16 protein-coding genes and 1 pseudogene are annotated in these 22,604 nt (G+C 37.5%); 8 read left to right on the forward strand and 9 right to left on the reverse strand.

Going from position 1 to position 22,604, the window contains the following annotated elements:
- Nucleotides 1-58 precede the first annotated feature (58 nt).
- From H3R29_RS03290 to H3R29_RS03315, 6 genes are all read right to left on the reverse strand, one after another.
- Nucleotides 59-1,504 carry an FAD-dependent oxidoreductase gene (locus H3R29_RS03290; protein ID WP_198202596.1) on the reverse strand — a complete coding sequence of 482 codons (1,446 nt, stop codon included), beginning with the start codon at nucleotides 1,502-1,504 and terminating at the stop codon, nucleotides 59-61.
- Between the two features lie 67 nt (nucleotides 1,505-1,571).
- Nucleotides 1,572-3,434: an FAD-dependent oxidoreductase gene (locus H3R29_RS03295; protein ID WP_198202597.1), complete on the reverse strand. Its 1,863-nt coding sequence runs from the start codon at nucleotides 3,432-3,434 to the stop codon at nucleotides 1,572-1,574.
- 28 nt (nucleotides 3,435-3,462) lie between these two features.
- Nucleotides 3,463-4,689, reverse strand: a complete 1,227-nt coding sequence (locus tag H3R29_RS03300) for a nitrate/nitrite transporter (RefSeq protein ID WP_046325531.1) — start codon at nucleotides 4,687-4,689, stop codon at nucleotides 3,463-3,465.
- A 30-nt stretch (nucleotides 4,690-4,719) separates the two neighbouring features.
- Entirely contained in the window at nucleotides 4,720-6,204 is a 1,485-nt protein-coding gene (locus tag H3R29_RS03305; protein WP_198202598.1) for an FAD-dependent oxidoreductase, read from the reverse strand.
- A 203-nt stretch (nucleotides 6,205-6,407) separates the two neighbouring features.
- Nucleotides 6,408-7,319, reverse strand: coding sequence for a LysR family transcriptional regulator (locus H3R29_RS03310; RefSeq protein WP_198202599.1), 912 nt, complete (start codon nucleotides 7,317-7,319; stop codon nucleotides 6,408-6,410).
- A 147-nt stretch (nucleotides 7,320-7,466) separates the two neighbouring features.
- The gene (locus tag H3R29_RS03315) at nucleotides 7,467-9,269 is read right to left on the reverse strand and encodes an FAD-binding protein (protein ID WP_198202600.1); all 1,803 of its coding nucleotides are present in this window, start codon (nucleotides 9,267-9,269) and stop codon (nucleotides 7,467-7,469) included.
- A gap of 198 nt (nucleotides 9,270-9,467) precedes the next feature.
- On the opposite strand from H3R29_RS03315, the gene H3R29_RS03320 reads away from it, so the two are divergent.
- From H3R29_RS03320 to lepA, 5 genes are all read left to right on the forward strand, one after another.
- Nucleotides 9,468-9,881 carry a cupin domain-containing protein gene (locus H3R29_RS03320; protein WP_174795184.1) on the forward strand — a complete coding sequence of 138 codons (414 nt, stop codon included), beginning with the start codon at nucleotides 9,468-9,470 and terminating at the stop codon, nucleotides 9,879-9,881.
- A 2-nt stretch (nucleotides 9,882-9,883) separates the two neighbouring features.
- The gene (locus H3R29_RS03325) at nucleotides 9,884-10,201 is read left to right on the forward strand and encodes a carboxymuconolactone decarboxylase family protein (RefSeq protein WP_198202601.1); all 318 of its coding nucleotides are present in this window, start codon (nucleotides 9,884-9,886) and stop codon (nucleotides 10,199-10,201) included.
- A 191-nt stretch (nucleotides 10,202-10,392) separates the two neighbouring features.
- A complete protein-coding gene (locus H3R29_RS03330; protein ID WP_198202602.1) occupies nucleotides 10,393-11,361 on the forward strand; it encodes an asparaginase in 969 nt (322 codons plus the stop codon).
- Nucleotides 11,362-11,451: 90 nt separating this feature from the next.
- Nucleotides 11,452-12,138, forward strand: coding sequence for a TetR/AcrR family transcriptional regulator (locus tag H3R29_RS03335; RefSeq protein ID WP_232352209.1), 687 nt, complete (start codon nucleotides 11,452-11,454; stop codon nucleotides 12,136-12,138).
- 1 nt (nucleotide 12,139) lies between these two features.
- Nucleotides 12,140-13,954, forward strand: a complete 1,815-nt coding sequence (lepA, locus tag H3R29_RS03340) for a translation elongation factor 4 (RefSeq protein WP_198202603.1) — start codon at nucleotides 12,140-12,142, stop codon at nucleotides 13,952-13,954.
- Between the two features lie 69 nt (nucleotides 13,955-14,023).
- On the opposite strand, the gene H3R29_RS03345 is transcribed toward lepA, so the two are convergent.
- Nucleotides 14,024-16,570, reverse strand: coding sequence for a hypothetical protein (locus H3R29_RS03345; RefSeq protein WP_198202604.1), 2,547 nt, complete (start codon nucleotides 16,568-16,570; stop codon nucleotides 14,024-14,026).
- A 10-nt stretch (nucleotides 16,571-16,580) separates the two neighbouring features.
- The gene (locus H3R29_RS03350) at nucleotides 16,581-18,452 is read right to left on the reverse strand and encodes a beta-glucoside-specific PTS transporter subunit IIABC (protein WP_198202605.1); all 1,872 of its coding nucleotides are present in this window, start codon (nucleotides 18,450-18,452) and stop codon (nucleotides 16,581-16,583) included.
- A 109-nt stretch (nucleotides 18,453-18,561) separates the two neighbouring features.
- On the opposite strand from H3R29_RS03350, the gene H3R29_RS03355 reads away from it, so the two are divergent.
- The 3 genes and pseudogenes from H3R29_RS03355 to H3R29_RS03365 all read left to right on the forward strand — a co-directional run.
- The gene (locus H3R29_RS03355) at nucleotides 18,562-19,578 is read left to right on the forward strand and encodes an AraC family transcriptional regulator (protein ID WP_198202606.1); all 1,017 of its coding nucleotides are present in this window, start codon (nucleotides 18,562-18,564) and stop codon (nucleotides 19,576-19,578) included.
- A gap of 1,053 nt (nucleotides 19,579-20,631) precedes the next feature.
- A complete protein-coding gene (locus H3R29_RS03360) occupies nucleotides 20,632-20,913 on the forward strand; it encodes a type II toxin-antitoxin system RelB/DinJ family antitoxin (protein ID WP_198202607.1) in 282 nt (93 codons plus the stop codon).
- Nucleotides 20,903-21,244, forward strand: a pseudogene (locus H3R29_RS03365) (hypothetical protein); the annotation flags it as partial. The gene H3R29_RS03360 and the pseudogene H3R29_RS03365, both read left to right, overlap by 11 nt.
- A gap of 631 nt (nucleotides 21,245-21,875) precedes the next feature.
- Here the strand turns inward: H3R29_RS03365 and H3R29_RS03370 are convergent.
- Nucleotides 21,876-22,568 carry a 2,3-diphosphoglycerate-dependent phosphoglycerate mutase gene (locus H3R29_RS03370; RefSeq protein WP_110446606.1) on the reverse strand — a complete coding sequence of 231 codons (693 nt, stop codon included), beginning with the start codon at nucleotides 22,566-22,568 and terminating at the stop codon, nucleotides 21,876-21,878.
- Between the last annotated feature and the right edge of the window lie 36 nt (nucleotides 22,569-22,604).

The raw sequence follows: 22,604 nt of genomic DNA on the forward strand, positions 1-22,604 counted from the left end.
AGTTAGTCTTTTAACTTGGGGTATTATTTTTTTATTTTAGGAATTATTTTTTGCTTTTTTATTCCTTAGCCGCAATTGCTTTGATGGCATTACGGCCTGAAAAGATACAGTAACCTGCATGTGTGCCAGGAACATTAACACCATAAGTATCACCATATAGAACAGCAGATCCGTCACCACCGATAGCATACAAACCTGCAATAGGTCTGCCTTTAGTATCAAGTACTTCATTGTTAATGTTAACACGGAGTCCATCACCAGTAGTGTAGGCACCAACACCCAATTCAATAGCGTAAAACGGTCCTTTGCCATCAACAGGCAACAGATATTTAGCGGGTTTATGAAAATCGGTATCTTCACCGTTTGCCGCCATCTCATTGTAGTGTTTGACGTACGCAACTAAGTTAGGAGTATCAATTTCTTGAGCTAGCTCCTCCAGCGTTGCAGCTTTGTGCAAGTACTGGTGACCTTCTTTTTCAGCTTTGGCAATATCATCACGTAAAGTTGGGTATCTATCTTCTGGAACAAATGGTTTCATTGATCTTGGGTACGATTTATCAGTAAAGTCATCCAAAATCTTTTGACTAAAGATGCAGAAAACCCGGTCCTGGCGGTTCATTGCGTTACCTTCGTTAGCCCAGTTTACAACTGCTGCACTTTCATCGACAAAACGCTCGCCTAATTCATTAACCCACATTTGCGGCTGGTCACAAACTGAACTCCAGATAGCTGTCCCCCAGAGCTTGAATGATGGGATAGTCTTATCTTTTAGCTGACCACCAAACATCATTGCCATGCCGGTGAAGTACTTTTTAGCGCCCAACTTCCAGGCCAATCTCAAACCGTCTCCCGTATTTTTACCAGAGTTAACTGGAATAATGTTATCAGGATTTTGGTGAGGCGTACTTTCTAATAATTTTTGGTCGTTCAGATAACCACCTGTAGCCAAAACCACATTCTTGGCAGTAACAACTGTAGCAGTTTTTTCTACCACATTAGTCAGAGTAACATCATAAGTGCTGTCAGCATTTTGTTTTAAGTCAGTTACTCTTGTTAAAGTAAGAATCGTAATCCCCTTATTATTAGCATACGGCTCTAGGCCATTATGAATAGCATCATGACCCTTGCCTTTAAACAAGTGCCAGGTCCGGGCGCCAGAACCCAGGTTTGCTACCATACCAATTTCAGCACCATGCTCCTCAAGCCAAGAAACATTTTTACCGGCATTGTCGATATATTTTTGCCACATTTTACCGTCTGCCTTGTAATGCGAATAAGTCAGTTCTTCTTTAAGCAAATCTGCCTTGTTCAGAACAGCATTATCCTTTTTTTGCAATTCTGAATCGGCAGCAAAAACACCTTCAACATAGTTACCAGTGCCACCAGTTGTTTTACCTTTTTCAACCAGCAAAGTTTTCAAATTATTGTCAACAGCTTCATCTGCAGCAGCAAAACCGGCAAGTCCAGCGCCAACAATTACTACATCATATTTTTCTTGTGTCATATTCTCTTCCTCAAGTAAAAAATCAGGCACAAACCAGTTTTTAAAATTTATACCTGATTAAATAAAACTATTTACCAGCTTTAGCAGTTTCCGCCGCATCAATCCCGGCTAACCTACCAGAAATATAAGCAAAGCCTAAAGTACCACCTTCAAAGTCAACATAAGCCTTGCCATACATTCCAGAGGCATCGGCACCAGCTACGTAAAGGTTAGGTACAGGTTCACCTTTTGGAGTCAAAGCGTGCATTTTTTCATCAATGGTTGCACCACCAAGAGTTCCTAGGTTACGGGCAATAAATTTCACAGCGTAAAATGGTCCGTTTTCAACTGGAATCATTCTCTTGGTATCAGAGAAGAATAGATCATCTTCACCCTTCTTCTTAGCGTCATTGTATTGCTCAACTGCTTTTGCCAAATTTTCCTTGTCAACGCCCATCTTTTCAGCTAATTCAGCAATTGTATTACCAATAAATACAACGTTAGTTGCAGCCAGCTTATTTAACAGTGCAGTAAAGTCTGTCTTTTCATGTTCATGCTTAATATTTTCTTCAGTATCTGTTGGATAATTAAATTCCATGTAGAACTGGCGGTGATTCTTCCACTTGCCATAGTGATCTTCTATTGCAACTGTGCCACCTTCTTTGATCTTATCAAGCATTGCCTGATCAAAGACAACGAATTCAGTTTGTTGTGGTTGTTCTGACAACTCAGCACCATGAACAGCAAAGTCTAATGCATGGGTTTCGCTGGCATAACGCTGACCACGATTATTAACACGCAAGTTTGGAAAGTCAGCTAGCGCATTAAGAGGCATCCAGTTGGGGCCGACAAGTTTAACCATTTCACCGATATCTTTATTGCTAAATGTTTGCCAGAAGTAATGAGTTGAACCGTTGATATGATGAGCGGTTCCTGCATCCCAGGCCATATTCAAACCGTCACCGGTATTTTGCAAAACCTGTCCTTGCGTGCTGACATCTCCCAGGTATTCCTTACGCATTTCAGGGTTACCACCAAAGCCACCTGTAGCAATAACAACTTTCTTAGCGTTAACGTGAAGAGTTTCTTCGTCGCTTTCAGCAATTAAACCAACAACTTTGCCATCATCTTGCAGTAATTTTTTACCAGCAAAGCCAAAGTACATCTTACCACCAATTGACTTGAATTTTTCAATTAGTTTAGTTACTGCCTTAGTGCCGCCTTCTTGATAGCCATGAAGGGTAGCAGGCATGCCAATATGATCATAGCTGCCACCAGTACCAGCATCAACCAGTTTCATAATTGCGCCGTTTTCATTTAACCAATCAACGGTCTTACCTGATTCATCGATAATACGGCGCACAAGAATTGAGTTCATGTAACCTTGAGAAGCGTCCATGTATTCGTCATAAAGCCACTTCTTGGAAACGACTGCATCTTGGTCTTTTTGTTGTTGACTGTCGCCTGCAAACATTCCTCCGGCAAACGTACTTGCACCAAGTGGAGAAATAGTTTTTTCAAATAAAGCTACCTCTACGCCATGTTGCCGTGCAGCTAAAGCAGCTGCTACACCAGCACCACCGGCACCAACCACGGCGACATCAACGTCAATAGTCTCTTCTTTCTTACCGGCAGCTTGACCACCATTTTCTTTAAGAGCATCATAGTCAACACCGGCTTTATCAAGGGCTTCTTTTACGCCCGCAATAATCCCGCGTGAAGTTTCAGAAGCTCCAGAAACAACGTCAACATCAACTGATTGCTGGTCAACAATCTTTTGCGCCATTTTCTTAAATGCATTGTCAGCCAAACTGTCTGGCGCATATTTATCTAATGGTTTAACATTAACAATTTTATCTGTGTCAACCTCAACTTCAAGGTTAATTTGACTTTCTTTACCTTGACCCGAGCCAGTGTATTTGCCCGGATTTGCAGTTATTTTTTTGGTCATTACAAAATTCCTTTCAAAATCGAATCAATTATTTACCACGTGGAGCATTTTTAGCAGCATTAGCATCAGGTAAAATACCGATAAAAATTGCTGTCATCATTAAAACAATACCCTGAATGATAAAAGTCAACATAAAGTTACGTCCAGCAATCATTGAGATAATAACTGGGATACAATATGAAAACAGTAACGAAACAGTACCGATCAAACCACCTGCTGAACCTGCATATTTTGGCCCAATTTCAGGGAATGTGATCGGCATTGCCTGCATCAAAGGACCGGTCATCGCACCGAATAATCCACCAAGTACTAAAGAAATGGTTAGTGGCAATCCTAGTGGAATGAACCAAGTAAGTGCAATTAACAGACCGGCAATCAGAGTTACGGTAATCATAATTGGTTTAGCTTTTTTAGCTTTGCCAATTAGTGCAGGACCAAATAATGAACCACAAAGACTACCAATGGTAGCTATAGCAGCGATATTATTTCCTTGAATGGTAGACATTCCTCTTGCGGCAAAAGCTGGTGGCATAATATTAGAGAAAGCTTCACTTGCTCCCATTCCGACACCAACACTGATAGCGACAATCCAAGTCTTTTTACTGTGTGCAGCTTCTTTAAAGAAATCAAGGGATGATTCAGCTTTTCCTTGCTTAACTTGCGGTTGGGGAATTTCTTCACCCTTAGGGGCATCTTTTATGAAAAGCAGCCAGCAAACTGTCAGAACTAATAATAAGCTTGCTGAAAATGTAAAGGCTGCCTTTACGCTTGGAAACAGAGGACTGGTAATACGAGTTAAGATAATACCTACACTAGCCGAAGCAAAGAACACACCCATAGCTAAATTAGTATCCTGCTTAAACCAAATACCAAAAATCTTGATAGTATTCGCATTTAAAAGTGCCATATACACGCCAAACAATAACAACATGATCATCATGGTGACAAAATTGGTGGCAATTATACGGCCATATGCACCGAATAAAGAAATAATAAGTCCTACTGAAACAATTTTCTTAGCACCGAATTTATCTGCAAGTGAACCAGCAGGAATACTTAAGAAAACTGCGACCAACATTGGTGCCATTGCCAAACTTTGAAACTGTGCTGTTGACAGATGCAAAGCCGGAATAATTTGAACAGCTAATGTTGAAATTTGAAATTGAATGTAATTACTCGTTGCATCAAGCAAAGCCACAATCGCTAAAATTACCCATCTGTAACTAGAAAGCTTAGGTAACTGTTTTTCATCCATAATAAATTAAAACTCCTTTTGTGATTAAAACTAATTTTCAGCGGCATATTGTCCAGCTAAACGGCCGAATGTTTGAGCATGGCTGCAAGTAAGACCTGGAACACGGTCTGGGTAACTGCCCCAGAAGAAACCACCACTGGCGTTACCAGCCGCATACAAATGAGGAATTGGCTTACCCATCTTATCAATTACTTCCATCTTAGTATTGATACGTAAACCATCTAGTGTGGCCAGCAGGCGGCCACCCATAATAACGCCATAGTATGGCGCTTTATCTACTGGGAATAATCTGAATTTTTCTTTACCAAAATCAGTATCTACGCCCTTGGCACACATCTCGTTATAGCGTTTAACACTGTTAACCAAGTTATCTTTTGGTAAGTTCAATTTTTCAGCCAATTCTTCAATGGTATCGGCTTTTTGAACCATGCCATCATCAATTCTGCGTTGAATCTCAGCCTTATTTTCTTCAGTATTGTAAATACCAGGCCAGCCTAAACGTGAGCAGCCTTGAGTCTTGAACTGGGCCAAGTGATCCATAGTATCCTCTGACCAAATTTGTGCTTCCAGGTATCCCGGCTGCTTGGCCATTGCATTAATATCAAATTGGTAAGGCACACTTTCGTTACCAAAACGTTCACCGTTCAGGTTAACTTTAAGCATAGGATAGGCACCCATCCAGAAATAGCCGGGACCCTTAAAGTCAATTTGATAATGTTCTTCAGCGTTGGTACCAACAGGAACAGCACCACGGTCAAAAATAATTTCTGCTGGTTCTTCATCACGAGCTGCTCCCACTTTAAGTCCTGCCAGAATACCGGAACCATCATCACGCGGACCATCAGAATAAACGTTTTTCTTGTAGCCAAGCGGATCCCACTTCTTCATTAATTCAACGTTGCCGCCATAGCCACCTGTACAAATAATGACACCCTTGGTAGCCTGATATGTCGTTTTTTCACCGCTATCACGAGCGCTGGTAATCACGCCGGTTACCGCACCGCTGTCATCAGTGACAAGTTCTTCAAGCTTAGTATTGTATTTAAGAGTTACTCCTAACTCCTTAACTTTATCAATTACCCAATCACCATAGTGAGCCCAGCCATTGTCAGGTGTTGCAATTGCAAGTTCAGTGTTAAAAGCGGTGTTAACAACTGTTTCATAATACGCATCTTTTTGTGGTCTCAAGACGCCGCCATTTGGTTTTAGAATGTTATCTTCCAGCCAGTTAGCTGTTTCATCAGCATGATTTGCCCAGGTCCAAAGTAGACGCTCATCAACATTATCTTGGAAAAATAAAGTTAAAAAGTTCATTAATTTAGCTTTATCAACCTTAATACCTGCCCGTTTTTGAGCATTACTATTCAGAGCGGCAAAGAAAGAACGGTAGAGAAATTGTGAACTGCCCTGTTTATCAATTAACAGAACTTTAGCTCCTTTTTCTGCCGCGGCACATGCTGCCATACCACCGGCATTACTGGCACCAGCGATAATTACGTCATAAGTATTTTCCATTTTTGTCCCTCACTTTTTAAAACTAATTTTTCAATCGCTTACATGATACTATGAATCAAGTGATTCTTTTCACGCATTTCAGAATTGAAGATTACAAAATGGAATGCAGATATTATGTTTTTGAAAGTTAACGCAAAAAAGCTTGCAGTATCAACATTTATATGTTGACTGCAAGCTCTTCAAAAATCACTTTCAGTTGTGAATTACTTATTTTTATTTTCAAATAAATATTCGTTTATTGCTGATTTCAATGTGCCTACTACTTTTTCAAGTACAGAATCATTGGTAAAGCTTTCCATGTATGCAATACCATAAGGCGAAATCTCATGATAATCAATGGGAATATATTTAATTCCCTCTGTTTGATAATCTGCAATGAAATTAGGTAAGATGCCATAACCCCAACCTCCGCGAACATAAATATCCATTGCCAAAAAGTCTTGTACAAATTTAATATGATCCATCCCCAATTTATTGATTAGGGCAGTTTGAAAATTTAATTGCACATTTAATGAGCTATTTGGATCAAGTAAAAATAAATCCTGACCAACCAAATCAGAAATATTAATCTTAGACTTTTCAGCCAATTTTGAACCTTGAGGACATGCAATAACTACTTTACCCTGAACCATTGGTTCAAAATTGATGTCTTCAATGATATCAACATCTTCTCGAGCAATTGCACATAGGTCTACATGATGATTGAGAAGTTCACCAATTGAATTATTAAGAACAAAAACAAATTGAATATTTAGGTTGCTACCAGATTCCCGCAATTTACGCAAAAAGATTGGTAAGATTTTTTGCTCAAATGGTGTATCACAAACTCCTATCCGCACAAGGGTTTCTGGATCATTCTTCTTACTCTGTAAATAGGCAACGGTGTAGTCCATATCGTCTACTACGTTTCTGGCCACACGATAAAAATATTTGCCGGCATTTGTTAATGAAATCCGATGATGCGCCCGATTAATTAAAGTTACCCCGATGGTATTTTCAAGATCTTTAATATTTTTAGAAACTGCTGATTGGGAAAAATTTAGCTGCTCAGCTGCGATAGTAAAACTTGAATTATCTATAGCCTTGATAAAACAACGTAATTGAGTAAAATTCATTTTTATTACCTCATTAAAAATCTCAATTTAATTTCTGTATATATTATACTAAAAACTTTTAATATAAAAATACGGGCTTTACTTTATCCAATTTATTTTAGTGTATACAAAAAGGCCATTTAGCGCAAATGGCCTTTTTAAAAACTGTTACTTTATCTTACTTAGCGCATCATTAACCGCATCTTTGAGACCGCGTGATGAGCTTGAGGCACCGCTGACTGCATCAACATCAACGGTATTTTCCTGAACCATTTTGGCAGGTAAAGTCTTGATAGCTTTTAAGCCGTAGTCATCTGATTCAGCTTGCTTCAAAACTTCAATATTCTTTAAGTTCTTTTGTTCATCAACAGTTACCCGGACAACTATTTCATCACCCATACCTTTAGTTGATTTACCAATATATTGGTTTGCCCCGGTTTCATAGGTTTCGTGTTTAAGATCTGAAGTTAAGTGCTTTTCAGGCATAGTAGCACCGCTTGCTGCATCAGTAGTTGCAGCAGCTTTTGGTTTAGCCGCATTTTCTCCAGCAATCTTGCCCCAAATTAAGCATTCTGCCAAATTATTGCCGCCTTGGTATTGGTTAGCACAGATACCACCAAGTTCACCGGCAGAATAAAGATTAGGAATCGCTTTGCCTCTGGTATCCAAAATTTCGGCATTCTTATTTCTTCTAGGTCCGCCTTGCGTATTGAGCATAGTTTGTTCTAGTCTGACAGCATAAATTGTGTTACCAGTAAATGCACGTAAAGTTGCTGGGTCTCTTCTAAATTCGGGATCATCTTGCTTTTGACATGCTTGATTGAAACGATTGAGGGTGTCAGACAATACTGCCGGTTCAACACCAATTTTATCGGCTAATTCGGCAGCAGTGTCAGCTTTGATAACATTTTCTGTGTATGGTTTGTAATCGCCAATAATTTTATCGCTATCTAATTCATGCTTTTTAGTTTCATCAAAAATCAAGTATGGGTGCTCTTGATTTAGCGGCACTTTCCATTGACCATGATTCTTGATATGGCCGTGGCGGTTTTCTTCTGCTTCATTAAAGTATCTGGTACCGTCATCACCTACAACAAAGGCACTACCGCTAGCGACCGCTTCATTTTGAGGCCCTAGCATTAAGCGACCACGTTGTCCCGCTGGCACCGCAAAAGCCATACCATGAAGTAACCCCAAAGACTCATAATTATGTAAATGCCAAAAGTCAGCGCCAACTTCCTGGGCCATTCTCAGACCGTCACCTTTGTTATAAAGGGTGCCTAAAGGTGCCAGCCTTTTGGCGCCAATAAAGTCTTCGATCATTCTTTGGTTATTTTCAAAACCACCGGTAGTCATGACAACGCCATTTTTGGCCTGAATTTTGAGCAATTTGCCATCACGCTTAATCACTACACCGTAAATCTTTTTCGTTTCCGGATCTTGAATTAGTTCTTCTGCAGGTGTGCTGTACAAAACATCTATTTTGTCTTGCCGCTTCACTACCTGCTCTTTTAAAATCTGCCATAAGGAAGCATCAAACCAATGCTTAGTGACAGTGGTGAAATCATAGGACTTCGAGCCTGGAAATTCCGGAAATTCCCTGAAAGCATAACTTTTATCAGGGGCATATTCCTTAGCACTATTTGGTTTAACACCCAAATATTTAGAAACATATTCAGGAATGTGCACCATCCCATCAACATAAGTATCAATCATCTCTTCGTCAAGTTCCATTGGCGCCGTTAGTTTCTGATAATACTTTTTCAGCTCATTAAAGTCATTGCCAGTACCAATTAATTGGGCAGAATAACGGGTATTACCACCTTCGTGCCCTTCAGGAGCTGCATCAACCAGTAGCACTTTGGCATCATGATCAGCCGCAAACCGAGCAGCAGTGGCACCAGCGCCACCAAATCCTAAAACAACAACATCATAATTTGCATCCCACGCAATATTCTTTTGATAAATCATGGTAATCTCCTTAATATAAATCGCTTTCATTTATCAAATTAATTTTATCACATTATATTTTTCCAATATATACTATTCAAAAAACAATAATCATTATTAATAAAACTCATTGACCTCATCTGTTAAAACAACTTGACTTAAAGTTTACGTTAAGGGTTAAAGTAATCTTATTAAATCAAATATAAAGGAGTTAAAAAAATGGACGATCATAAAAGTGATGTGCAAGATGGTATTTTTGCTTTAGGTGCAAAAAATACTGCTTATCAAAAATATTTTAAAGGTCAAAGCTATCTGCAGAGTTTAGTCAGTGATCCTAATATTAATGTCAGCGTTTCAAATGTTAGTTTTGAACCCGGTTGTCGCAACAACTGGCATCAGCATATCGGTGGCTTTCAAATTTTACTGGCTACTGCCGGTGTAGGCTGGTATCAAGAAGAAGGTAAGCCAGCACGCAAACTGCACCCAGGAGATGTCGTCGTAGTTCATGACAGTGTCAAACATTGGCATGGTGCTACCAAGAACAGTTGGTTTGCACATATAGCTATTACTGCGGGAACGCCTAAATGGTTGGAACCTGTTACAGATGAAGAATATGAGAAACTGGAGGACTAAAAATGAAAAAACAGACTGCTGGTAGAGATAAACTAGGTGATTTTGCACCTAAATTTGCGGAATTAAATGATGATGTTTTATTTGGTGAAGTTTGGTCAAGAGAAGATAAATTATCTGCACGCGACCGTAGCTTAATTACCTGTGCTGCATTAATGGCACAAGGCGCTTTTCCCCAACTTAAATCACATATGATTATGGGCAAAAAGAACGGTATTTCCAAAGACGAAATGGTGGAGTTGATTACCCACTTGGCCTTTTATTGTGGCTGGCCTAAAGCATGGTCTGCATTTGGTCTGGCGCAAGAGGTTTTCACTGATTAAAACTGTTAACATAAACGACTGGTCTGTTTGCTCATATGACGGGCAAATTTGTCTTAAATTTGAGGGTCATATCACTGCTTTGTCCGGCTGTTTTTTTATGTCTAAAAACTTTGACCGTTGAAGGTATCAGCAGCTGAAAATTTATGTTACTCTTGATGGGTATTAAAAGAAATTACGGGAGTATAACGATCATGAGCAAAAAAATTTTAATTTTACACACTGGTGGCACCATTTCAATGTCAGAAGATGAAAATGGCAAAATTAAGCCCAACAGTCAAAACCCATTAGCTGACTTGTCTTTAAACGTTGATGATGACGTGCAGTTAGTTACAGAAGAAATTTTTAATTTACCCTCGCCCCATATGACTCCTGAGCGTATGTTACAGCTCTCCTTGCGTATCCGCCAAGCTGAAGCAGAAGGCTTTTTTGGTGCAGTCGTGACTCATGGCACAGATACTTTAGAAGAAACAGCCTTATTTTTAGACCTAACCATCTCCAGCAAAATGCCTGTGGTAGTAACCGGGGCCATGCGTTCTTCTAACGAAATTGGCAGCGACGGCCTGTACAATTTCAGGACTGCAATTATGGTAGCCAGTTCTGCTGCTTCCATCGGTAAGGGCGTTGTAGTAGTCATGAATGATGAAATTCATCCAGCCCGCTATGTCACCAAAACTCATACCACAAATGTAGCTACTTTTCGGACAGCCACTTTTGGTCCAATTGGCGTTGTTTCAGAAGGCCACGTCAATTATGTGCAAACTATTAACCCGCAGCAACATTTACCTATTGATCATGTCGTTGCAAATGTCTATCTGGTAAAGGCTTATGCAGGAATGGGACCAGAAATTCTGCAAGCCTTGAACAAACCGACAACTAGAGGAATAGTTATTGAGGCTTTAGGTGCCGGCAACATGCCGCCACAAACACTGCCAGCACTGCAAAAATTGCTTGATAATAATATTCCGCTAGTTCTGGTTTCACGCTGCTTTAACGGTATCGCCGAACCAGTCTATGATTACGAGGGTGGCGGTGTTGGCTTAGCCAAAATGGGCATTATCTTCTGCCGCGGCCTTAATGGTCAAAAGGCCAGAATTAAACTCTTAGTGGGCTTAAGTGCCGGACTTCATGGTGAACAATTAAAGAAATACATTAATAAATAAATCAGCAATGAAAACCATCCTCATATGAAGATGGTTTTTTGCTTGCAAAAATTAATAATTATTTGTAAAATGACCGTTGGTCATTATTGAATGAAAGGAGCAGAAAATATCATTATGTATGTCTTAACTCCCAAAGAAAAAGAAGCTAAAAAGCAGCTAATAGCGGCTGCTGCCAGTAAATTATTTCAAAAAAATGATTTTAACCAAATATCCATGGCGCAAATTGCACATGAATCAGGCGTAGCCAAAGGCACACTATTTAATTACTTTAAAACCAAAGAAAACATCTTTATGTATCTGCTGCTTTCTGGTTATCAAGACTACCTCAAAGAAGTACGCCAGCGTTTTCAAAAAACTGCAAGTCTCACTTCTTGGAATGACTTCACTGCTTTTTTATTAGAACAAAATCACCTGTTAATACGTGAAAGGCCCGATTTATTGCGGCTTAACGCATTACGGGGGCCAATTTTAGAAGCAGCGGCTGACAGAGAACAAACTTTGGCCGGTCGGGAAAAACTATATGAAATAAACCAGCAACTGGGACAGGCGATTGCTGCAAGAATCACACTATTAAGCGTTAAAGAGGCCAGTCACCTTTTTATTATTCAAAGCGCCATAATTAGCGGACTCATGAACATGATGAACTTGGACGAATTTCATCATGACCAGTTACCCGTTGATTTTAAGGGATTTCAAATTGATCTCGAACAAGAAGCCAATCAAATAATGTTGTTTTACTTACAAGGATTGCAACAAAAACTGGAGGGAACTAAATAAAATGAAACTCGCGAACATCAGAAATTTTGCCATAATTGCTCATATTGATCATGGTAAATCAACCTTAGCTGACAGAATTATGGAACAAACTGATACTGTGAGCAAAAGGCAGTTAAGTGACCAATTACTCGACAGCATGGAAGTTGAACAAGCTCATGGAGTAACAGTTAAGTCGCGCTCAGTGCGTAACTTTTATCAAGCTGACAATGGTCAAGAATATGAATACAATTTAATCGATACACCAGGACACGTTGATTTTTCCTACGAAGTCTCTAAAAGCCTCGCCGCCAGCGATGGTGCTATTTTATTAGTGGACGCAACTCAAGGCGTACAAGCACAAACGGTAGCTAATTTACGTTTAGCTTTAAAGCATAACTTGACCATCATTCCGGTGATTAACAAGATTGACAATGCGGCGGCTGACGTTGCGGCAACAGAAGCGCAAATTCGTGCGCTGCGTCCCGAATTCGCAGATGTGGCTATTTTAAAAATTTCTGCTAAAACCGGTGAAAATGTTCACCAGGTATTAGAAGCTATTTATCAAAAAATTCCAGCACCGCAGGGAAAACCCGCTGCACCCCTTAAGGCTTTGCTTTTTGACTCGCAATACGATTCCTATCAGGGAATTATCGCCGATGTCAGACTAATTGACGGCACGTTAAAAAACCAGCAAAAACTGGAATTAATGCAAGGTGGCAGTACATTTAATGCTCAAGCAGTGGGAATCTTCACGCCAGATATGAAGCCGGTGAAGGAATTAAACGCGGGAGAAGTCGGCTATCTTGTGACTGGGATTAAAGATGTTGCCAGCGTTCAGGTTGGCGATACCTTAACCGCTGCAGAAAATCCGACTAAAAATGCTATTCCCCACTTTAAGCCGGCGCAGTCAATGGTTTATGCTGGTTTTTATCCTAAAGGAAATACCAGCTATGAGGCTTTAAAACAGGCTATTAGTAAGCTTGCTCTCAATGATTCAGCCTTTCATTACACACCGGAACAGTCCGAAGCTCTTGATGCCGGCTTTCGTTGCGGCTTTTTAGGTATTTTCCATTTGCAAATAATCCAAGAAAGATTGCGCGATGAATATCATGTGGAAGTGTTGACAACCGCGCCCAATGCCACCTATCACGTTTACCTTAAGCAGCCTCAGCCTAAGCAAGAATACCTCACTATCACTAACCCAGCTAAATTTCCTGATTTTTCTGAAATTGACTACGTCACTGAATCTTACGTTAAGGCCGTAATTACCACGCCCAATGAATACTTGGGTGCAGTTATGAAATTATGTGACCAGCATTTTGGGGAAATGGTCAACTTGGACAACCAACAAGATTTAGTCACATTAACATACAAACTGCCGGTGTCTGAAATTGCCTATGACTTTTTCAACAGTTTAAAGTCAATTACTCATGGCTTTGCGACTCTTGATACGGAATTTTTGGATTATGAACTAGTGGATGTAGTCAAAATTCAAATTCAGATTAACTATGCTGCTGTCGATGCTCTCGATATTATTGTGCCACGGCAAAAAGCCGATTTAATTGCCCATAAATTAGTTAAAAAATTGAAGTATACTGTGCCGCGGCGTTTATACCCCATGCCTGTGCAAGCAATGGTGGAAAACAAGGCAATTGCCAGAGTTGACGTGCCACCTTTACGTAAAAATGCGGCTGTTAATGGCGAAAAACGGAGTATCTCGAAGAAACAGCAACTTTTACGCAGACAAAGTTTAAACAAAAGACAAGCCGTTAAAAGTGACATTAAGTTGCCGCAGAGCGTCTTCGATGCTATTTTAAATATTAATGAACCGGATTAGAAAATTTCAGTATCCATTTCAAGAAAAAGACAATCAATTATTTTTACGTAATTGATTGTCTTTCTTTTTTCAGCTTTGGTAGATTTTTAACTTTACCGGCCCGATTAATCCAGCTGGTGGAATAATACCAAATTGGGATTCAGGGTCTTGAATTTTAATGGCCAAGTTATTTACCGTTTCAACTTCAATTTTATTTGGACCTATTTTTAAAAACGGTGTTATCGCAAAAATTGTGTTTTGCTCAATAGTTCTTCCCACTAATTTACCGTTAACTTTTAGTTCAGCGACTTCACCAATTTGTCCTAGATTAATCTTGAATTCATCTAAAAGCTTATCGACTGTTATAGTAGTTGAATAACTACTTTTGCCAGAGTAATTCTTAAAACCTGGCAAAGCATTCACATCCCTTAGCTCAAAATTTTTGAAACACTGACCTGCAATTTTTAAATCCCAGTTTGAAATTTCTTTTTCTTTAATTAGCGACTTATCATGATGCTGCTGTGCATCATAGTTATTGTCAAAAAGAATAAAGCACGTATGACCAGCTGCTAATTTTAAATGGAATGTCTGAATTTGTTTGCCCAATAATTCAAGTTTCAAAGTCATGGGATCAAAAGCATATACATCATGTTTTTGACTTAACATTACTTCTTCATCAATGCTTTGGTGAATGTTTTCATTGAAAAAGAATACACCATTATCATCACTACTCTTAAAACGATATAAACGCAAATTTTTATTATTTTTATGTAGACTGATATCCGCTTTATCCTTAACAGTGCGTGCTATTTCTGCTAATGGCAATATTTGAGCTTTAGCTAACTCACTGCTAATATCATTTAAATCTTCATCACACTGCGGCAATTTGTTTACAAAAAATACCTGAATACCATTTTTACTTAGCTTTTCTATAATTTGCGCTAATTCGTTAGTTATATATTTTGTCTGTGGGATAATTAAACAAGTAAATTTATGATCATTGATTCGAAATGAATTTTCACCTATTAAACAGTCTTTTAAATAATCTATTGTTACTAGTTCATGAGGGACTTGATTTTGATAAAGCCGTTTAGTAACTTTTTCAAAAGGCATAGCAGTGGCATCCAGCCATTCATTTTCAGCATGATATAACACTGCGACCTGGCATAATTCCTTGCTATCAGACAGAATAGCACTTACACGGTTAATATATTTAAACAAGACAGGGTAATATTTTTGTTCTGGTTCATTATTGTCAGCATAAAAATGCGGAGGGCAATCTGGATCAGGGAATTTATTAGAGTTGAAAGCATGAGGTACAAAATGATTAATACCTCTAACCATCATATGATCAGCTATATATTTCATCAATGGCAGTCCTTCAGCCCAGCCATATGCTCCAAACAGTTCTACCATTGACCTTCTTCTTTTTCTGGGTTCCAGTTGAGCAGCAGAATTAGCCAAGTCAGCTAAACCATAATGGAAAAATTCACCATTCCAACCAGACTTAGTCATAGCCTGATAATATCCGGTATCAAGGCCTGGCATGATTTGGTTTAAAACCACATCAATCCCCGCCATATCAAAGCCGGTCATGGCCCTAAAATAATGGCCTGTACCATATCCTAGTCGCGTATGTGCGCCATTATCTTCAAGCAAATGGCCAATATGTGCAACATCATGCTCTTGACACCATTTTTGTAGTACTTGAGCAAAGTTTTTTGCATAGAGTTTAGAAACTATCGCCATATATTTGTATCTGATATTAATTTCTTGATGATGTACATCTGTTGTCGTGGTAAGTAAAGGCAGTAATTTATAGTCTTGAGCAAAATAGGTTTTCAGCATGTCATCACGCCAAGGTAAAACCATATTGGTTTGTCCAATTTGACTAAAGGATCCATGGGCATTGCCAAAGCGAGGTTCATCACTAAAAAAGCCTAATATAGTGGTGCCGAATAATTTTTGATAATGCTTATAGTGTTGTTCATAAACTTCATTAACTAAAACTTCTGTCGCTTCTTTAACTAAAGGGTTCAAATACTTTTCAGTTTCTTTTTCTCCTCCATCATAAGTTTGCACTAGAGCAAAAATTCTGCTTTGTCCAGAAGGTAAATCAAGGGTCAGTATATTGTCCGCTAGCTTATCCGTGATATCAGTAATTGTATTGCTGTCAATTTGATTATCGGCAGTTTTTTTGGCAATTAAAACCTTTAAAATTTGGTCAGTATCTTTTTTAGGAGCAAAAACTCCTGTTGGATTGACATATTTAAGAAGAACTTTGGCGTTTTGGACAGGACCTGCGTAATCTAATTGCTTTATGTATAAAAACTTTTTTTGTAATTTTTGGGGTACTCGACCAGCCACATAGCCAGTGGGAAAATGAGAATCGTCTAAAATCCACACTTTCATTCCTCTTTTTTCAGCTTGCTCGAAGATGAAGTCTAGATCCTCCCACCAAGTTTTGCCTAAAAAATCAGGATGGGGACGAGACTCAATACAGAAACCCTTTATGCCAGATTTATCAATTGAGTCAATAGTTCTTTTTAATTTTTCCTTTGATTCATGGTGTAACCATAAAAAAGGAAAAATAGAATTGTTTATCTTATATTTAATTACATCGTTAACATCACTCATTAAATTAATCCTATCTAATAACTATTATCGGTGAATTCTTTTGTTTAATTTCGTTAGTGTTAGTATCAATTTGCTTGAACTCGTCTGAGTTAGTCACTATTACCATCGTGGTTGTATCATAACCAGCTTTTTGTATCTTATCCCATTCAACTTGTGCAATAGATTGGCCCTTTTCGACTTTATCACCTTTTTTGACCAGAATATTGAAATATTTCCCTTTTAAATTTACTGTATCAATACCCATGTGGATCAACAATTCCACACCATCATTTGAAATTAGTCCAATTGCATGCTTAGTCTCAAATACAGTAGATATCGTACCAGCAATAGGTGCTGTCACTTCTTCAGATGAAGGAACGACTGCAAAACCGGCACCCATAGAACCACTGGCAAATACTGGGTCTTTAACTTGAGCCAAGTCCTCAATCTTACCTTGAACCGGTGAAATAATACCAAAATCATTTAAGCTGATTTTCTCTGCTGGCTTTATCTCTGCTGCTTTAGTTTCGTCAATGTCATCTTGCTTGGTGTAGCCAAACATCATTACCAAAATTAAAGTAACTAAAACAGTTGCTACATTAGCTATGATATAAGCCCAAAAACTGGCATCTAATCCCTTAGGATTAATGTAAAGTGGTGCGGCGAAAATACCATTTGATCCAAAAGCATAGTTCTTGGCATTCATTAACGCCATAATGGCTCCGCCAACACCACCACCAATAAATGACATGACAAAGGCTTTTTTATGTTTCAGAGAACAACCATAAATTGCTGGTTCAGTTACTCCAAGAATAGCCGTTACAGCAGCTGCACCAGCGATTTCCTTATTTTTCTTATTTTTAGCCTTTAAAAAGATAGCTAATGCTACCGCAAACTGGGCAAAAACAGTTACTCCTAAGATGGCATTAATTGGATCTTGATGCATCGTAGTAATATTATTCATTAAAATCGGGATAAAAGCATAATGAAGACCAAAGACAACCATTACTTGCCAAAATGCCCCTAAAATAATTCCTGCTAAAACGGGGGCAAAATTATAAATTCCAATTACGGCAACTGACAATATTTTTGACAGGTATGATAAGACAGGCCCTGCTATTAAGAAGGTAGGAATTGTCCCAACTAGATATGAAAACAGTGGTACTAAAATTATTTGTGCTGCAGGTGTAATATGTTTTTTAAAATAGTGTTCCGCAACTGAAGCTAACCAAACTGCAAAGATTGCTGGAAAAAGCGATGAAGTATAATTTGCTAAAATTACTGGTATCCCAAATAAATTCATCGCAGTCTTAGCATTATAAGCATTAACCAAGGTAGGATAGACTAAACTTGCACCAATTCCTGCACCAATAATTTGATTTGAATGAAAGTGCTTGGCAGTGCTTATACCCACTAAGATTGGTAAGAAATAAAACATTGCATCTGCAATTGCATATAAAATTAAATATGTTGGAGACTTTTCACTAAGGACATTAGTTGATGTTAGAAGTGCCATTAACCCTTTTAAAATACCAGCAACTGCAATTGCTGAAATCGCAGGACTGACAATCGCCACGATTAAGGCCATGAAACGATTAAACCAATTTTGCTTGGCTTTGGACTTGGTCTCCACATCATTTTTAGTCTGCTCACCGCTAATATCATATTTGTTCATAATAGCGTCATAAACTTTTTCCACTTGGTTACCAATCACAACCTGGTATTGGCCACCACTGCTTATCACCGAAATAACTCCGTCTAGCGCTTCGATTGCTTTAGTATTAGCACGAGCTTCATCTTTTAGATAAAATCTTAAGCGCGTTACACAGTGAATCAACCCGTTAATATTTTGAGTGCCACCAACATCTTTAATAATGTTGTCAGCTAATTGCTCTATGTCCATTTCTTACATCTCCTCATTCATATTCATTACATTGATAATAATATTTGTAAGCGCTATAATTAACTAGATCAAAAATTAAGTTTCTTTACAACAAAACTTAAGGCTAGAAATGAAAATTGAAAATGAACTATTTGAATTAAGCAAATCTGAACAAAAGCACAGAAAGCAACATGATAAATCAACAGCTTATTATGAACATGTCAGAAAAATAAGAGTGCGAGGCAAGGAAGTTTATCTTTTCGCTTACGAAAATTTACTCAAAAAGAATACGAATATTTTCAATTTGTCTTCCTTAAATGAGAAGCCAGCAATTATTCTGCAAAGACACGTGAGGTATTCTTATGTTCCTTATCATGTTCATGATTATATTGAATTAACATACGTTTTGCATGGCAATTTTAGTGAAACTATCGAAGGAAAAAGTTTTCACCTAAAAGAGGGCTCAATTACTTTCCTAAATACTCATACCATCCATAGAATTGGAAAAACCGAAAAGCAAGATCTGGCAATTAATATTTTAATTAGAAAAGAGTTCTTGAGTGACCAAATTATTAGCATCTTTCCTACTCAAACTCGTTTAGCAGCATTCTTCTTAAATTGCTTATCAGTTGAAAATGATCGACCTGATTTCTTTGTCATAGAAAAATGCCCAGACATTAAACCTATTGTTTTAGAAATGATGCGCGAGCAAAAAGAAAACAGTTCTAATAAGGTTGAAATTCTTGATATGTTAATGAAAATATTCTTTTTAAGGTTATTACGCAGTCAAACTTATGACATTTATAATTCAAAGAGTTCGCAAATGACTGACATTATTGACTATATAGCAGTTAATTTTAGAAGTATTACTCTCGATAAATGTGCAAAGCACTTTGGTTTTAGTTCAAACTACTTTTCGTACTTAATTCACACGAAAACTGGCAAAACTTTCAAACAATTAGTCTTAGAAAAAAAGCTTAAATATATTAATTACATGCTAGTGAATTCTATTCTGCCTATTCAAGAAATACTAGATAATGTTAACATTTCTAATTCGACTTATTTTTATAAGAAGTTTAGAGAATTAAATGGCTGTAGTCCAAAAGAATATAGGTTAAAACGAAAAAAGCAAATTATTGAAAAATAGGACTTACGCATTAAAAATATATATTAATGTGAAAATGTGTTAATCTTCACAGAACTCGAAACGCAATTGTAAAGCAAAAGAACGGATAAAAGTGATATACATCTTTTATTCGTTCTTTTGGTTATTATCAAATTTAAGACTCTATAATTTATCCTGTTGATGACTTAACTGTTAATTGGTTTTTTATTGCATAAAAATGAGGTCATTTTCCTCTTGCTTCTGGTAAAAGTTAGTCTAGCCAGTTTATAAGTTCTTTTTTGATAAGTTAAATAATCAAAAATCTTATTAAATAAATCTTTTAGCTATCAAAAATTTTGATTTTTGCTAATAATCATTGTAAAAATTAATGATTAACTATCTTTCTTCCAAACAGTTTTATTAAAACAAGGATTTAATGAAAATTAATAGCAATGTATCTGTAGTATAAAAAGCTCGTTTAATTTTGTCCAAAGCATCTTTTTGATGAATTTGATCAATATGAGTATTATATAAAGCCGTAATAGAAGTTTCACCCAATGCGGTAGAATACTTTAATACAAAGCTTTCAATTGCATTCGAAGTTATATGCTTAACCAGCCTACGATAAATATAGTTAAAAATAGGGCTTTGTCTCTCTTTGGAGCATGATAACGTTGCTTTCTAATTTTTAAATGGGGGAAAGTTATACTCCCCCTGTTTATTTTGGCCATTCTTAAGATAATCAATGTACAACATTACATCTTCACGATTTAAATGTTCAAGAGTATCAAGCCCAATATCAATATTATTTTAGTCTTACTAATTCCAGTATTACGTAGCTAAGTTGAAGAGCACCTAATTTCTGTTAAATATTGATATTTAGTTGTCTGAACAGATTCTTACCTAAGTAAAATTCTTTATAATACCTATTATACAAGATCAAGGGAAAAGCCACATTTGGTCAGACGAAGAAATTAAAAATAAGCAGTAGCGAAGCGGTTAAAATTAAAGCAAAAGCTCAAAAAGGCATAGAAATTGAAGTAGTACTCAAATAGTAGTACAATTAGAGTACTATTTGAGAGAGGCGAGACAGTCATGGCAGTTAAAGATAAAAAAAGAGTTCAAGTACAAATTGATAAAAACTTGGCTGAAAATACCGAAGCAATTTTGAGTGAGTTGGGCCTAACACCCACCACGGCTATTAACATGCTTTATAAGCAAATCGTTGCAGATGGTGCTTTACCCTTTAAGCCAACTTTAAGTGAAACAGAACGAGCAGAGTTACGTTTTTTAAAGGCCACTGAAAATACTCCAATAGTGGAGTTTAAAGACGCTAAAGAAGTTGCTAATTGGCTAAATGATCCAAATGAAGACTAATGACCTAATTAGCTTATACGTTAGTTATGTAGAAACTAATGGTGGTAAGCGTAGACCAGTATTAATTCGCAAGGTTTCAGCGCAAACAGTTGAAGCTTATAAAATTACCAGTAAGTACAAAAATAAATCGGCTTATATCAGGCAACAGTATTATCCAATTAAAGAATGGCAAGCTGCCGGTTTAATGAAACCCTCATGGGTCGATATTGGTAAGCTTTACCGCTTTCCCAAAAAAGGTTTAACCTTTAAGGGAATCGGTCATTTAAGTAAGCGAGATCAAAATGAAATTGCTGATTTTGCTATTGCTTTGAAATCCAAAAGAAAAGGCAAAAACTAAAGAACAAAACCGATCTGCCTAGTAATTGGACAGATCGGTTTTTAATATCTTTATGGCAAGGTCACTCTGATAATACATTGATCAGCATATGGCGGGTAGCCATGTTTTTTACTTAGTTCTTTTATTTCATTAATAATCTTGTTTGTACTAATGTTTTACTTTTTTCATTTTAAAAGCTATATTAGTAGCCTTAAGCATTGAAATGTCGTTTAATACAATTTCTTATAAGGAATCAATTCCTGAAAAAAACTATACTTTGCACGGTATTTCTATAGTAGAAAATGTAAAAATTAATTTTTAGACAAAAAGATAAATCAAGTATTTCTTTTGGAAAAGACTTGATCTATTTTTTTGCTTTTTTGTGCTGGAAAAAGGAACCGGATTGATAATCATGCTAAAGCCTAAAAGCAATAGCGTTTTGAATATATTAAAGTACAATATGTTGCGGAGTATAAGTGATAAAAAGGAGAGTAGACTTTATTGAAAAAAATCAAACCAAAACTAAAAGAATATGCTGAACAATCTGGTCGGCAACTTGACGCTTCTGTCAAAATTGACAAATAAACTGCAACTACAAAAAAATTCCTAACCACGAAGGCTAGGAATTTTATTTTTTAACTTATAATTAGTCGTCTAACTTCTCTTTGTTAGTGACATTCAACTTGTCATCAAAGGTGTAAACTACAGGTTCACCGGTCTTCATTTCCAAGTTCATAATATCAGCATCAGAAATGTTTTCGATGTATTTAGTCAAAGCACGAAGTGAATTACCGTGAGCGGCAATAATGACATTCTTACCAGCCAATAGGTCTGGCGCAATGTGATCTTCCCAGAATGGCATAACTCTCTTTAAGCAAACCTTTAAGTTCTCAGTCCGAGGAATAATGTGGGGATCAAGATCAGCGTAACGACGATCGTGAACTTGACTGTATTTAGAGTCATCCTCAATCTTTGGTGGTAAAACATCGTATGAACGACGCCAAATGTGGACTTGTTCATCACCGTACTTGTCAGCAGTAGCCTTCTTGTTTAAGCCTTGCAAGCCACCGTAGTGACGCTCGTTTAATCTCCAGGTCTTAGTTTCGGGAACCCAAAGTTGGTCGCTTTCTTCCAAGGCATAGTGCAAAGTCTTAATGGCACGAGTTAAAACTGAAGTATAAGCTTGATCAAACTTCAAGCCGTGCTCCTTAATTAACTTACCTGCATTCTTGGCTTCTTCAACGCCTTTTTCTGATAAATCTACATCAATCCAACCAGTAAATTTATTTTCAAGGTTCCATTCACTTTGTCCGTGACGAATCAAAACTAATTTTGACATGAAATATCTCCTTTGCAAATTAAATGTTTCACTTAC

Source organism: Lactobacillus sp. M0393 (assembly GCF_016102025.1).
In the GTDB taxonomy this organism is placed as follows: Bacteria; Bacillota; Bacilli; order Lactobacillales; family Lactobacillaceae; genus Lactobacillus; species Lactobacillus melliventris.